Source organism: Microbulbifer echini (genome assembly GCF_041447225.1).
Lineage (GTDB): Bacteria > Pseudomonadota > Gammaproteobacteria > Pseudomonadales > Cellvibrionaceae > Microbulbifer > Microbulbifer echini.
In genome coordinates this window covers 1-12,760 of sequence record NZ_JBGMEL010000028.1, presented here as the reverse complement: position 1 = coordinate 12,760, position 12,760 = coordinate 1, and the positions used below count along the sequence as shown (strand labels likewise).

Annotated in this window: 14 protein-coding genes; 12 read left to right on the top strand and 2 right to left on the bottom strand. The window is 50.4% G+C overall.

Annotated elements, in window-relative coordinates:
- The first annotated feature begins 2 nt into the window (after window positions 1-2).
- From lpxK to ACCI51_RS18350, 8 genes are all read left to right on the top strand, one after another.
- Complete coding sequence (gene lpxK / locus ACCI51_RS18385; protein ID WP_299587450.1) at window positions 3-1,037, top strand: tetraacyldisaccharide 4'-kinase; 1,035 nt, start codon at window positions 3-5, stop codon at window positions 1,035-1,037.
- Window positions 1,027-1,794 carry a 3-deoxy-manno-octulosonate cytidylyltransferase gene (gene kdsB / locus ACCI51_RS18380; protein WP_371844899.1) on the top strand — a complete coding sequence of 256 codons (768 nt, stop codon included), beginning with the start codon at window positions 1,027-1,029 and terminating at the stop codon, window positions 1,792-1,794. The genes lpxK and kdsB overlap by 11 nt, the downstream gene beginning before the upstream one ends.
- 12 nt (window positions 1,795-1,806) lie before the next feature.
- On the top strand, window positions 1,807-2,823 hold the full coding sequence (murB, locus tag ACCI51_RS18375) for a UDP-N-acetylmuramate dehydrogenase (RefSeq protein ID WP_371844898.1): 1,017 nt from the start codon (window positions 1,807-1,809) through the stop codon (window positions 2,821-2,823).
- Between the two features lie 500 nt (window positions 2,824-3,323).
- Window positions 3,324-3,935 (top strand): response regulator, encoded by a 612-nt coding sequence (locus tag ACCI51_RS18370; protein ID WP_371844897.1) that lies wholly within the window; start codon window positions 3,324-3,326, stop codon window positions 3,933-3,935.
- 43 nt (window positions 3,936-3,978) lie between these two features.
- Entirely contained in the window at window positions 3,979-5,793 is a 1,815-nt protein-coding gene (uvrC, locus tag ACCI51_RS18365; protein WP_299587460.1) for an excinuclease ABC subunit UvrC, read from the top strand.
- A 104-nt stretch (window positions 5,794-5,897) separates the two neighbouring features.
- Window positions 5,898-6,464: a CDP-diacylglycerol--glycerol-3-phosphate 3-phosphatidyltransferase gene (pgsA, locus tag ACCI51_RS18360; protein ID WP_371844896.1), complete on the top strand. Its 567-nt coding sequence runs from the start codon at window positions 5,898-5,900 to the stop codon at window positions 6,462-6,464.
- 281 nt (window positions 6,465-6,745) lie between these two features.
- Window positions 6,746-8,422 carry a sulfatase-like hydrolase/transferase gene (locus ACCI51_RS18355; RefSeq protein WP_371844895.1) on the top strand — a complete coding sequence of 559 codons (1,677 nt, stop codon included), beginning with the start codon at window positions 6,746-6,748 and terminating at the stop codon, window positions 8,420-8,422.
- 57 nt (window positions 8,423-8,479) lie between these two features.
- Entirely contained in the window at window positions 8,480-9,436 is a 957-nt protein-coding gene (locus tag ACCI51_RS18350; protein ID WP_371844893.1) for a lipid A-modifier LpxR family protein, read from the top strand.
- Between the two features lie 127 nt (window positions 9,437-9,563).
- Here ACCI51_RS18350 and ACCI51_RS18345 read toward each other — a convergent pair whose 3' ends face one another.
- A complete protein-coding gene (locus ACCI51_RS18345; RefSeq protein ID WP_299587471.1) occupies window positions 9,564-10,037 on the bottom strand; it encodes an LEA type 2 family protein in 474 nt (157 codons plus the stop codon).
- Between the two features lie 515 nt (window positions 10,038-10,552).
- Here ACCI51_RS18345 and tnpA point away from each other — a divergent pair.
- The 4 genes from tnpA (at window position 10,553) to ACCI51_RS18325 (ending at window position 12,372) form a co-directional block, all read left to right on the top strand.
- The gene (tnpA, locus tag ACCI51_RS18340) at window positions 10,553-10,843 is read left to right on the top strand and encodes an IS66 family insertion sequence element accessory protein TnpA (protein ID WP_371844891.1); all 291 of its coding nucleotides are present in this window, start codon (window positions 10,553-10,555) and stop codon (window positions 10,841-10,843) included.
- Between the two features lie 5 nt (window positions 10,844-10,848).
- Window positions 10,849-11,199, top strand: coding sequence for an IS66 family insertion sequence element accessory protein TnpB (tnpB, locus tag ACCI51_RS18335; RefSeq protein WP_371844890.1), 351 nt, complete (start codon window positions 10,849-10,851; stop codon window positions 11,197-11,199).
- A 68-nt stretch (window positions 11,200-11,267) separates the two neighbouring features.
- On the top strand, window positions 11,268-12,065 hold the full coding sequence (locus ACCI51_RS18330; RefSeq protein ID WP_371844889.1) for an IS66 family transposase: 798 nt from the start codon (window positions 11,268-11,270) through the stop codon (window positions 12,063-12,065).
- Window positions 11,998-12,372 carry an IS66 family transposase gene (locus ACCI51_RS18325; RefSeq protein ID WP_371844887.1) on the top strand — a complete coding sequence of 125 codons (375 nt, stop codon included), beginning with the start codon at window positions 11,998-12,000 and terminating at the stop codon, window positions 12,370-12,372. Before ACCI51_RS18330 ends, ACCI51_RS18325 begins: the two co-directional genes overlap by 68 nt.
- A gap of 138 nt (window positions 12,373-12,510) precedes the next feature.
- On the opposite strand, the gene ACCI51_RS18320 is transcribed toward ACCI51_RS18325, so the two are convergent.
- On the bottom strand, window positions 12,511-12,760 hold a 250-nt coding region (locus ACCI51_RS18320), incomplete at its 5' end, for an IS3 family transposase (RefSeq protein ID WP_371844885.1).

Here is a 12,760-nt window from a genome sequence, read left to right as displayed (position 1 = left end):
GGATGTCACTGGAAGATTGGTTTAACAAGCGCTGGTACGCAAAGAGTGGCAAGAGCCCCTCTTTGTCCTTGCTTACGCCCCTGGAGTTGCTTTACAGCGGTGTGAGTAAGCGGCGCAGGGTGATCAGCTCCAGAACACCGCCAGAGCCATTACCAGTCCCAGTGATTGTTGTGGGTAATATCACTGTCGGCGGAGCCGGCAAAACGCCGCTAGTGGCTGAGTTGGCACGCTGGTTGAAAGAACGGGGCAGAAACCCCGGTATTGTCAGTCGGGGTTATGGGGGCCGTGCCGAGCAGTACCCCTATCAGGTGACAGCCCAGTCACACCCTTTGGAATCCGGTGATGAGCCTTTGATGCTGCACCTGATTACCGGGGTTCCTGTGATGGTATCCCCGAATCGGAGTGAGGCGGCCAAGGCGCTGATTGATTACCATCAGTGTGATGTCATCCTCTCTGATGATGGCCTACAGCATTACAGTCTCTGGCGCAGTTTTGAAGTCTGTGTGGTGGATGGTCATCGGGGTCTCGGCAATGGGCATATGCTCCCAAGAGGCCCGCTGCGGGAGTCTGCCAGCCGATTGCAGACCGTGGATCTTGTGGTCAGTAATGGAGAGCCCGAGCCCAAGGTGAAAAAGCAGTGTGGTGCCTTGCTGGAGTACCAGATGACCCTGGAGCCCTCTTGCTGGCATCAGTTTAATCTCGATCAGACCTCGACTTTGCGTCTGACCTCCGGCCCTGAACCGGGCCCCTGTCACGGAGTGGCGGCGATTGGCAACCCGCAGCGGTTTTTTCGCGCGCTACAGCGTATGGGCTTCAAGGTGATGGAGCAGCCTTTTGCCGATCATCATCAATTTAGCTCTCAGGAGTTGCATTTTGACGGTGAGACCCCCGTGATTATGACCATGAAAGACGCGGTAAAATGTCGGGACTTTTGGGAGAGTCATTGGTGGGCACTAGAGGTGCGCGCCAGGTTACCCGATCTTTTCTATCAAAAAGTGCATCAGCACCTGCAACAGTTTTCCGAAGATGAAAAATAAATATTCGTTTGATGTGATTATTCCCGCTCGTTTCGGCTCCAGCCGACTGCCGGGCAAGCCATTGGCAGATATTGCCGGTAAACCCATGGTACAGCATGTTTTTGAGCGTGCCTCTGAGAGCAACGCCGAGCGGGTGATCGTGGCCACTGACAATATGCGGGTAGCTGAGGTTGTGCGAGGCTTTGGTGGAGAGGTGTGTATGACCTCCGCGGATCATGCCTCGGGTACTGATCGTTTACAGGAGGTGGCCAGTAACCTCGCTTTGGCCGATGATCGCATTTTGGTAAATGTACAGGGGGATGAGCCTTTAATCCCTGCACAAGTCATCAACCAGGTGGCTGCCAACCTCGCGGAAAATACCTGTGCGGGTGTTGCTACTCTGTGCGAGCCGATTTGCTCGATAGACGATTTTCGCAACCCGAATATTGTCAAAGTTGTGGCCGCACAATCCGGGCTGGCTCGCTATTTCTCTCGCGCACCTATTCCCTGGCCGCGCGATGCGTTTGCCATCCACGCAAATGCACTGCCGCAGGGCTTGGAACCCCGCAGGCACATAGGTATCTATGCTTATCGTGTGGCGCTCTTACAGCGCTTTGTAACCTGGCCATTGGCGCCCCTGGAGCAGTTCGAAGCCTTAGAGCAGCTGCGCTTTTTGTATCACGATGAGAATATTCATGTGGCCGATGCCTGTGCAGAGGTGCCCGGTGGTGTTGACACCGACCAGGACCTTCAGCGTATGCGGGAGCTTCTCGGCTAAAAGTTGGCCCTAATGATAGAAACCGATATCGATTTGCAACCTCACAATACCCTGGCAATCTCGGCGCGCAGTGCCCATTTTGCCAGAGTGTGTACTCTGGACGAGCTGCGTGAGGCTCTGGTTTTTGCCCGGGAACAAAACCTGCCGATTTTACCGCTGGGCGGCGGCAGTAACATTGTATTGACCGGTGACTTTCCCGGTCTGGCAATTCAGGTGGACCTGCGCGGTCTCTCTTTTGGGGCGAATCAAGGTGGCCAGGTTATTGAGGCGGCAGCCGGAGAAAACTGGCACCAACTGGTAATGACTACCGTCAAGAACGGTATCGGGGGGCTCGAAAATCTCGCGCTGATTCCCGGCAAGATCGGAGCTGCTCCGATCCAGAATATCGGCGCTTATGGTATTGAACTATGTGATCGCTTCGTGGGGTTGCAAGCCGTGGAGATCGCCACCGGTGAGCTGCACGAGTTTTCCAAGGAAGACTGTGGTTTTGCCTACCGAGACAGTATTTTCAAGGGGCGCCTAAGGGATAAATATATTATTACCCAGGTTACCTTGCAGTTACCGCAGTCTTGGCAGCCCCGTATAAACTACCCGGCGCTGCGCCAATATATACTGGCACACGATTGGAACTGTGATTCATTGACTCCGGGTCAGGTTGCCCAGGCTGTCATTGATATCCGCAACAGCAAACTGCCCTTGCCGGATAAGATTCCCAATGCCGGCAGTTTTTTCAAAAACCCCCTGGTGGATTCGGGGCTGTATCAAAACCTAAAAGCGGAACATCCAGATCTAGTGGCCTATGCCTCGGGTGAACACTGGAAGCTCGCTGCCGGTTGGTTGATCGACCGAGCCGGATGGCGGGGCTTGCGACGCAGCACTGTTGGTGTGCATGAGCAGCAGGCACTGGTGTTGGTCAATCCGGGTAGGGGTGCTGGCGATGAGTTGGTGCAGCTCGCCCAGGATATTGCCGAGGATATTCACTCAAAGTTTGGGGTTTCCCTCGAGCCTGAGCCGCGTTACTACCCGTAGGGGCCAATAGTGAATGAGGGAGGGTACTAGTCTGATTGATGCGGAATCTATGGTGGCTGCATCTGCCTAGTGCCTATTAACTCCCGAGTTCCATAACTTTCTGGATATCTCCTCCCGGCCCAAAGTCCGCTTTCAGTAGACAGGGCTTTATGCTGATTAATAGGCGGGTCGGCGTTATACTCTATAGAAATAATTTTCGGTATTTATATTCCCAAAAGTACCTTAAAAATTTCCCTTTTATTTAAGTATCTTATTTCGCAAATCGTGCGGTATGAGGCCCGTTGTTCGCAGGATGATCATTTGCTTTGTTTTTAAGCTATAATTAATAGTTATATAGAGGGTAAGATCCTGCGGTTAATCTTAGTTCCAGCAGCATTTGAGACGGTGCTTTCGCTTTGCAGTAGCGTTTTTGTCTGGTATGTTGCGACAGGATTCTTGGGGTGAATCTACACGAGGTAGTTTCCTCGTGAGTAAAAAGAAGAACGCAGTATCTTGTGCGAATGGGGATTTCGCGCATGCTGAGTGACGTCGAAGATATAGAGGTTGTTGGCGAGGCGAACTGTGGCGAAGAGGCCTTGGAGTTTGTGCGCGAGACTGAGGTCGATGTCATCCTAATGGATGTAAAAATGCCGGGTATGGGTGGTCTGGAGGCAACTCGTAAACTGCTCAACCGCTGCCCGCATGTGCGAGTAGTTGCTGTTAGTGCACTCGATGACGATCTGTTTCCCGGCCGCCTTATGCAGGCTGGAGCCATGGGGTATGTTACTAAGGGCGCGGACCTTGAGGAAATGGTGCGAGCTATTCATACGGTAATGAATGGCGGCGTTTTTATTAGTAATTCCATGGCTACCAAAATGGCTTTGCGCAATGTTTCCGGCCAGCCAGATAACCTTTCTCCTTTTGAAAAACTTTCCAAACGTGAGTTGCAAACCGCAGATATGATTGTGAACGGGGCCAAGGTGGCTGAGATTGCCAAGTCGCTTTCGGTCAGCCCGAAAACCGTGAATAGTTATCGCTATCGGATCTTTGAGAAACTGAATATTAACAGCGATGTGGAATTGACCCTGCTTGCCGTCAAATATCAAGTGCTCGATCCCGAAGCGGCCCTCTAACAACAAACAGTGCACTCACTGAATCTGTATTACCGGTTGCCAGATGTTCGATAGCAAGCGTTTCCTCTCAACGGTTACTCGTAAACCGGGCGTTTATCAAATGTTTGACGCTGACAACCATATTCTCTATGTGGGTAAGGCGAAGAATCTGCGCAATCGGCTTGCGAGTTATTTTCGCAGCTCGGGCCTTACGACTAAAACCATGGCCTTGGTGCAGAAAATAGGCAGTATCGAAGTAACGGTTACCCGTAGTGAAACAGAAGCGTTGGTGCTTGAGCAAAGCCTGATCAAGTCTCAGCGGCCACCATACAATGTGATGCTGAAAGATGATAAAGGCTACCCTTATATTTTTCTTTCCAGCAGCGATACCTTCCCGCGCATCGCGTTGCACCGTGGAGCAAAACGCAAGAAAGGCCGTTATTTCGGCCCTTTTCCCAATGCTTCGTCGGTACGCGATAGCCTGAATTTCCTGCAAAAGACTTTTCGTATTCGCTCCTGTGAAGACAGCGTTTTTCGCAATCGTTCCAGGCCCTGCCTGCAATATCAGATTGATCGTTGCACGGCTCCTTGTGTCGACTTTATCAGCCCCGATGAATACCGTCAGGATGTGCGCCATGCGGAAATGTTTCTCACGGGCAAGAGCGACAATATTATCCGCGAGCTGGCCGATCAGATGGATGAGTCCTCTAGAGCATTGGAGTTTGAAAAAGCTGCGCGTTTGCGTGATCAGATCTCTGCGCTGCGACGCCTACAGGCGGATCAGGTAGCTGAGGGAGATACGGGGGATGTCGACGTACTGGGCGTCGCCACTGAGGGCGGTAGTTGTTGTGTGCATGTGCTTTTTATTAGACAGGGGCGAATCCTCGGCAGTCGCAGTTATTTTCCCAGTGAGCGCTTAGGCCTAAGCCAACCGGAACTGCTCTCTGCTTTTGTGCCGCAATTTTATCTGGGAGGGCCGAGGGAGATACCACGGGAAATCCTAGCTTCTGAAGCTATGGAGGACTTAGCTCCTTTACAGCAGGCGCTCAGTGCCCAGGCGGGGCGTGATGTGGTCGTCACCCATCGGTTGAGGGGAAGGCGCGCTACATGGGTGGAGATGGCCCAGCAGGCTGCCCAGCAGAACTTGAGTAGTCGCACCGCTGCCCAGCAGAAGCTGTTTAGTCGTTTTGAAACGCTTCAAGAGGTGCTTGGGCTGGAGCAGCTACCAGAGCGGTTGGAGTGTTTTGATATCAGCCACTCATCGGGTGAAGCTACTGTTGCCTCTTGTGTGGTTTTTGACACCGGTGGCCCGGTGAAATCGGATTATCGTACTTTTAATATTGAGAGCATTCAGGCTGGGGATGATTATGCGGCGATGGGCCAGGCGCTGAAGCGTCGTTACACCCGTCTGTCGGGCGGTGAGGGTAAGTTCCCAAATATTCTTCTGATTGACGGCGGTAAAGGGCAGGTGACTCAGGCGGTTGATACCCTCAATGGCCTTGGGGTTGTCGGTGTTCAGATTATTGGTGTGGCCAAGGGCACTACTCGGAAAGCTGGTTTTGAAACCTTGCACGTCGTTTCAACCAGCAAGGAGTTGGTGCTCGCCGCCGATTCTCCTGCATTACACCTGATTCAACAGGTTAGAGATGAAGCACACCGCTTTGCCATCACTGGTCATCGGGCAAGGCGTGACAAAAAACGAAGAGAGTCCCCACTGGAAGGGATAGCTGGGGTGGGGCCTGCTCGTAGGCGAGCGTTACTGCGTCACTTCGGTGGTCTTCAAGAGATCAAACGGGCTGCGGTGACAGAAATTGAAAGTGTTGAAGGCATCAGTCGCAAGCTCGCTCAAGATATATACTCGGCATTACACCAGGAGTAGTCACGAGGCCTGGTAGGGGATTTTTTATTTAGTGTCCCTCATTCAGCGTTTCAATTTGTATCATGGCTTGATAACGTACGCCCTCCGCAAGAACAGAGAAAAGTATGACACTCGCCAACCAACTCACACTACTTCGCGTCGCACTCATACCAGTACTGGTTGCAGTCTTCTATTTACCTTACAAGTGGAGTTATATTGCCTCTGCAGTAATTTTTGCCGCTGCTGCGGCCACTGATTGGCTGGATGGCTATTTGGCAAGAAAGCTAAATCAGAGCACCGCTTTTGGCGCTTTCCTTGATCCTGTTGCAGATAAGTTGATGGTGGCTACGGCACTGGTGCTGCTTGTAGGACTACATAAGAGTGCTTGGTTTACCGTCGCTGCGGCGATCATTATTTGCCGTGAAATAGCGGTATCTGGTTTGCGAGAGTGGATGGCTGAGCTGGGGCAGCGTAATAGTGTTGCGGTGTCTTATGTCGGTAAAATTAAGACAACTGCTCAGATGGCGGCGATTATCGTGTTGCTGGCCTTTGATGTTCGCGAATTCCCGGTAATGGAAAGTCTCGGTTACCTGCTGTTGTATATCGCCGCGGCTCTCACACTATGGACCATGGTGATGTATTTACGCGCTGCTTGGCCAGTCTTAATGGCGGATAACCATAAATCGCCATAACGATACAACAGCTAGTCTTGGCGCCCTTTTGAATAACACGGGGCGCCACTTTCTGCTTTCCTTCTTTCTTTTTTATCTTTACCACTAACCCATCTGTGTCTTCACCCTCATAAATTTTCCAGCTTGTCGCCGTAGGAGCCACCCTTTAACTCTTTTCTTCTACAGTGATGAATTGGGTTTGCCGCCCATCTGGTGAGGAACATCAATTCCCTAGCCGCATAGCCATAGATAACCATGGAGGGTGGATCGTGTTTGTAAGGCAAATACTGGCTGGGTTCTCGATGCTACTGTTTTCAACCTTGTTACAAGCACAAGTAGTGCACGACGCCGAGTACTATGTGTTGAAAATGCAAAACGGGGAGCGCTGGGCGCAAGAGGATTCAGAGATTGGTAAGCGTCTAAAAGCTATGCGGGACAAGCACGGGCAACCGCCCAATATTGTTTTCTTACTTTGGGATGATACCGCTTTTGGTGCGGTTGGCTTTCCTGCATTGCAGAAAAATTTCGGTTATTCGACCCCAAACCTTAACAAGATGGCAGCGGAGGGTATCAACTTTACCCGCATGTATAGTGAGCCTTCCTGTACCCCCACCAGGGCCGCGGTACTTACAGGGCGTCACCCAGTGCGGCATGGCATGGGAGAGGTGGGAATGCCGCATGAGTTCTCTGGCTTACGAGCAGAGGAGGTCACAATTGCTGAGGTCTTATCTCGGGCCGGTTATGCCACTGGCTTCTTTGGTAAAGGTCACTTGGGAGATATAGAGGAGAGCTATCTCCACAATCAGGGATTCGATGAGGCGTTATTTACCCCGATGAACCAGATTACTTCCCTTTATAACCCTCAGGCCAATGTGGCGAATGCAGTACTGGGGTTGTTTCCTGATATTTACCCCCCAGACCCCTATCGCCTAGATAACCCAGGGCTGGTTCCCGCTGGCTGGGTCATGAATATTGAGGGGGAGAAAGGCCAGCCTGGGCGTGAATGGTGCGGAACATCCAACGAGTGTTTCAGCAAATTTGATCCAGAAGCTGAGCGTCGCACTATGGCATTCATTCAAAAAAATGCCGAAGCCAAGAAACCCTTCTTTGTGGCCTACTGGCCTAATTTCCTCAACTTTATGGCCGCATATATGCCTAAGCGCTCAGTTGCAGGGCTAATGGTGGCGGATGCATTTCCGGCGGTAGATAACTTTGTCGGGCAGTTGATGGAAGAATTGAAGAGCCTTGGAATTGCGGAAAATACACTGTTTATCGCTATGGCCGACAATGGCCCAATGGTACATAACCCCCCGGCAGGCTGGGGGATGCTGCCAATGCTCTACAGGGGCGGCAAGGGGGATTTCACTGAGGGCGGCGTGCGAGTACCGGCTTTTGCCTGGTGGCCTGGAGTGATAGAGCCAGGGCAGGCAGTTGGGGATATTGTTCACATCACCGATCTCTACACCACATTTGCCAAGCTCGGTGGTGCGGCCGAGTATATTCCAACGGATCGAGTGGTAGATGGCCTGGATCAAACAGCACTGCTATTGCATGGCGATACCCATGGTCGCCGTGATTATGTCTTTATCTATACCGGCGACAAGCTGGGGGCTACGGTAAAGGGGCGTTATAAGCGCCACTGGATTGGGGCCGGGGAGGTAGCATCTTCCGGAATGCCGGAAGCTTACTATGACCTCTATATGGATCCTCGCGAGGAATCTCCCCAGCTGGTGCCCTTGATCCATACTCAAGGACAATTCAATCACATGGTGGCCCGGCATCAGCTCTTTAAGAAAAAGTACCCCGATGTGCCCAGTGGCACGGGTATCCCCTATACAGGTCTTGCCAATGCGCGGCCTGAGACCAAGGCTATTGGGCAGCGGGTTCGAGCAGTTGTGGATGAAATGCCCTTTAGTATTGAGGAATACCTGGAGTTTGAAATTCCTGGGGCGGATAAGGTTGGGGACTGGGGACATTAATCACACGGGTGTGAGTTTGGCGATGCTTATTTAATCAAACGAAAGGGCCGGGTAAGGATGCTGAGAAATAGAAAAATACGCCCCATTTTTATAATTGGCTTGCTTTCTGTCTGCTATCACTCCGTGTCCCATGGGGATGGCTCTCCCAGAGGGAAATTGCAGGTGGAGCTGGTAAATGATGCACTTTTCCAGACAGACAGGGACTATACCGGTGGTCTCTTCATCCGTTGGAGCCCCACAGGTAAACCCTACACCTTACGGTTTGGCCAGGAGATTTATACCCCGGATCATCTGGGCAGGTCTAAGCCCTACAATAATGAACACCCTTATGCGGGCTGGAGTTACCTGGGGGTTAACTACAGTTACCCTTTATCGGATCGTTGGCTGATCGATATTGCTATCGATGCTGGAACCGTCGGCCCAAGATCCGGTGCTCGTCTGACGCAGAAGTTTCTGCATTGGGTTGTCTCCTCATCACCCCCTCAGGGCTGGGATTCGCAGATTTATAATGAATGGGGAGTGATGCCAGAACTAAAGATGGATTACCGTCTATCCCAGGGGGAATTTGGAGGCGCACACTACCGTCTAGTGCCTTATCTGCGCTGGAAAACAGGCAATATCATTAGGGATTATGGTGCGGGGTTTCGTTTGCTGCTAGGCAGTGCTTTACCGGCCTTCAGTGTGCTATCTCTCCCCCAGGAAACTGAGCATTACTGGTATCTACAGGCTGGATTTGAGCATAAAACGGTTCAAAGAAACGTGTTGATGGAGGGGAACTCCAAGGTTAGAGGGGGGGTAAAAATTTTCAGTTATGGTGTGACTCCTGAGAAGGAGCTGACCCTCGCCAATCTGGGTGCTTTCTTTGGCCGTGGGGCCTACGAATTTGGCTTTAATATCAGATACAACACAAAACTTTATACCGTCCAGGGGCATCCCGATGAGGGTTTCCTGAGTCACAATAGTGCCCCTATGGGAAACTTTGTGATGTCCCTAATTGTCACCAAGCAGATGTGAGGGCTTTGTAAAGAAGAGTGTAGGCAGTTATACCCTCTGGGGTATTTTCCTTGCGAATGCCGGCCAGGAAATGGTACCGGCATAGCCAAGCTGAATATTCGGAAATTCTACAAGCCTCGTATAATATTCAGCGATATTGGTTCAAGCTTATCACTCCACTTCTATTTACTTTGATTGAGGGAATTAGGGATTTGCTCAGGCCAATCTTTGCTTCCAGCTCATAAGGCACGGTGTTCTGGTTTTGATTGATAAGGTTCACAGCGGCAAAAATAGAGCCTACCAGGCTGGCTGTTGCATCCACGGCAATATCATTCTGGCCATAGGGGGCAATAGGCATCAGGTTGTTAGACGTGCCCGTCAATACTTTATGCCCCCCCAGCCGCAGGGTGTAGTAAAGGCCTGAGAGTGCCAGCTCACTGTTGTTGGGGTTGAAGACTCTAAGGTGGATCCGAAACTTGAGGTTATTTCCAGCTCTTGCCGGTAGAGGTTCTATTGCAACCACTTCCACCTCAGGCTTTTGGAAATTGGGTGAGAGCACCGCACAGCCATTAAGCAGTGCCGTAAGTAATAATACCAGAGTGAAACGATAGTATTTTGCCACTGTGATTCCTTGATTATTCTATCCGTAAATTCATACACCCAGTTAAGGTGTCTGATGGTATATATTTTGAACTCCCTGTATATGTTGTCGGTTGACCGCTTTTAGTCGACAGAACTCCCGTCCTAGCACAGCTCCATTGTTTATAACCCCGTGACCGCGCAACATTACTGGCGCTAGAGGTCATAATGAAGATGTGGCTTCTAAGTTTGACAGCATTGGTATTGGTATTGTTTCCCAATCTGGAAATGGCTTTTGCTCGCAGTGGGATGGCTAAAAATCAAACAAAATGAGTCCGGGTAGATAGCCTGATGTTTCTGAGTAAGCTGAAGCATGGCATGGATCACATTGTGCCGCTGTTTCTAGGTGCCGAAGCTATCCGGAAAAGTGGAGGAGGTGGCAGGCTTTAACATCGCCGCGCATCGCTGCTATTTGTAAGCGGTACATGAACCACATTATTCAACTTGCTCTGGCAGGCTGCCATGATACCCCCTCCATCAACTTCGGAGGACGGCCCCATGAATCAGCAACAGTGGCAAACCCATATCAGGGCCTTTGAGAAAAGCTCTCAATCCAAGCGCGCCTATACTCGTAAACACAATCTAAACTACAGCCAGTTCCTCTACTGGTACCGCAAGCTATCCGAACAAACTTCGGTGTCTGATACCCCTGACTTTGTTCCCGTGGCTATCAAGTCCCCTGTGGCCACTACGGGAAACCTGGGTATATTGGAGTTCCCTAATGGCATAAAACTGGTGATCAATAGCCCGGTGTTGTTGGCGCAAATTCCTGGCCTTATGGACCTGTAAATACGATGTGGCTACCGTTTAACAGCAAAGTCTGGTTTTACCGTCAGCCCATCGATTTCAGGAAACAGATTGATGGTATTGTGCTGCTGGTGGCTGATACATTACACAAAGATCCGACATCCTGTCAGCTCTTTGTCTTTCGCAACAAAAAGTCCGATAAAATTCGTATGCTCTACTGGGAAGGTAATGGATTCTGGCTCCTTTATAAGCGAAATGAGAAGTCGAGGTTTATCTTTCCTGGCATTTCAAATGACGCAATAGAGTTGTCGATTTCACAGCTACAGTGGCTGCTTTCCGGGTTGGACTTTATTCAGCAAGAAGAACCAGAAAAACTCTATTTTTCCCGCTTTTATTGATACGTATAGAGCCTGGAAAATAGTACCCCATGGTATAATCCACACATAAATTAACATCGGAAAACCCAATGGCTACCGATGATACGCTACAGTGCCAGGTTGAACAGCTTACATGTGAACTCAAACTCTCACGCCAACGGAGTGAGCAGTTTGAAAAGGCTTACAATCAGCTATTGTTTCAATTCAAACAACTGCAACGTTCTCTCTTTGGTCGGCGCTCTGAGCGATACGAAGACCCTGATGATCCCCAGGGATTGCTATTCGAAAGTTCAGAAGCTCGAGATGAAAGTTCCTTAGAGGAAAATGATGCTTCACCCTTCGATGGCGACAAAGACCTGGACGATGCGGTTAGCATTGCGGCATACAAGCGCCATAAAAAAACAAAGAAGTCCTTTGCCGAACACTTACCAAGAAAAGAGGTGGTAATCCCTGTCTCAGAGCAGGATAAAACCTGTGCATGTGGCTGCCAAAAGAACCTCGTTGATTACGAACGCCATGAGCGCTTGAACTACATACCCCCGGTATACGAGGTGATTGTAGAGTTGCGAGAGAAGGTTGCCTGCCCTAAAGGCTGTGTAGGTCAAATAGTTATTGCTCCCAAGCCAAAGCATATCCTACCCAAGGGTAAGTTCACCGAATCCATTCTAGCCCATCTCATTGTCAGTAAGCTTGATGACCGACAACCCTTCTATCACCTGGAAAAACAGTTTGAGACCCGCGCCGGCTTTAGCTTTCCCCGTCAAACCATGGCTCGTACTGTTATCGATTGTGTAACTCCCCCTACAACCACTGAGCAATTTGCTAAAAGACGAGGTCATTGGCTACGACATTGGGGCTCTGGATGCCACATCACTCCAAGTTCTTAACGAACCTAGCCGGCCAGCAAGCCGAAAATCTTATGCCTACTGTTTCCGAGGTGGCCCTCCAGGAAAGGAAGCGATCCTCTATGAATATAATGCCGTTGATCACAAAGATTTTGTAAATGACTGGTTTGCCGGCTTTAAAGGCACGCTGCATTGCGATGCTGACCCATTTTTTGAGTTGTTATTTGAGCAGACAGTTGTAAACCCAAATCACAGCAATGCACATGCCCGGCGAAAATTTGAACCCATAGCAAGAGCGGCACAAGGGGATGGGCTAGCAAAGCAGGCAATGCACTTTCTATCGGGTTGAAAGGAGGGCCAAAGAGAATCAGCTGATCGCAAAGCAGCGACACGATTTACGACAAGAGGGGTCCAGGCCGATTATGACTGCCTTTAAGTGCTGGCTGGATGAGCACCATGATCCTACCCACCAACGACGGACACACCACTAAGCGACTAGTTGTTCCTCAAACGCCTCAGGGCTGAGATAGCCATTGGCGCTGTGTAGGCGATTTCGATTGTAGTCTATCTCTATATACTCAAATATGGTTTCTCTCATGAGGCGCCTTGTGGGAAAGCGGTTACCATGAATTGCTTCTACTTTAAGTGAGTGGAAGAATGTTTCTGCACAAGCGTTATCATAGCAATTACCTTTGGCGCTCATGCTGCACCGCAGATCATACGCTGTAATTAAAGAT

Bases quoted from the DNA above. Each gene is read 5' to 3' on its own strand.
- pgsA (WP_371844896.1), top strand. From the start codon at position 5,898: ATGACACTCGCCAACCAACTCACACTACTTCGCGTCGCACTCATACCA.
- lpxK (WP_299587450.1), top strand. From the start codon at position 3: ATGTCACTGGAAGATTGGTTTAACAAGCGCTGGTACGCAAAGAGTGGC.
- kdsB (WP_371844899.1), top strand. From the start codon at position 1,027: ATGAAAAATAAATATTCGTTTGATGTGATTATTCCCGCTCGTTTCGGC.
- tnpA (WP_371844891.1), top strand. From the start codon at position 10,553: ATGAATCAGCAACAGTGGCAAACCCATATCAGGGCCTTTGAGAAAAGC.
- ACCI51_RS18355 (WP_371844895.1), top strand. From the start codon at position 6,746: ATGCTACTGTTTTCAACCTTGTTACAAGCACAAGTAGTGCACGACGCC.
- murB (WP_371844898.1), top strand. From the start codon at position 1,807: ATGATAGAAACCGATATCGATTTGCAACCTCACAATACCCTGGCAATC.
- tnpB (WP_371844890.1), top strand. From the start codon at position 10,849: ATGTGGCTACCGTTTAACAGCAAAGTCTGGTTTTACCGTCAGCCCATC.
- ACCI51_RS18350 (WP_371844893.1), top strand. From the start codon at position 8,480: ATGCTGAGAAATAGAAAAATACGCCCCATTTTTATAATTGGCTTGCTT.
- ACCI51_RS18370 (WP_371844897.1), top strand. From the start codon at position 3,324: ATGGGGATTTCGCGCATGCTGAGTGACGTCGAAGATATAGAGGTTGTT.
- ACCI51_RS18330 (WP_371844889.1), top strand. From the start codon at position 11,268: ATGGCTACCGATGATACGCTACAGTGCCAGGTTGAACAGCTTACATGT.
- uvrC (WP_299587460.1), top strand. From the start codon at position 3,979: ATGTTCGATAGCAAGCGTTTCCTCTCAACGGTTACTCGTAAACCGGGC.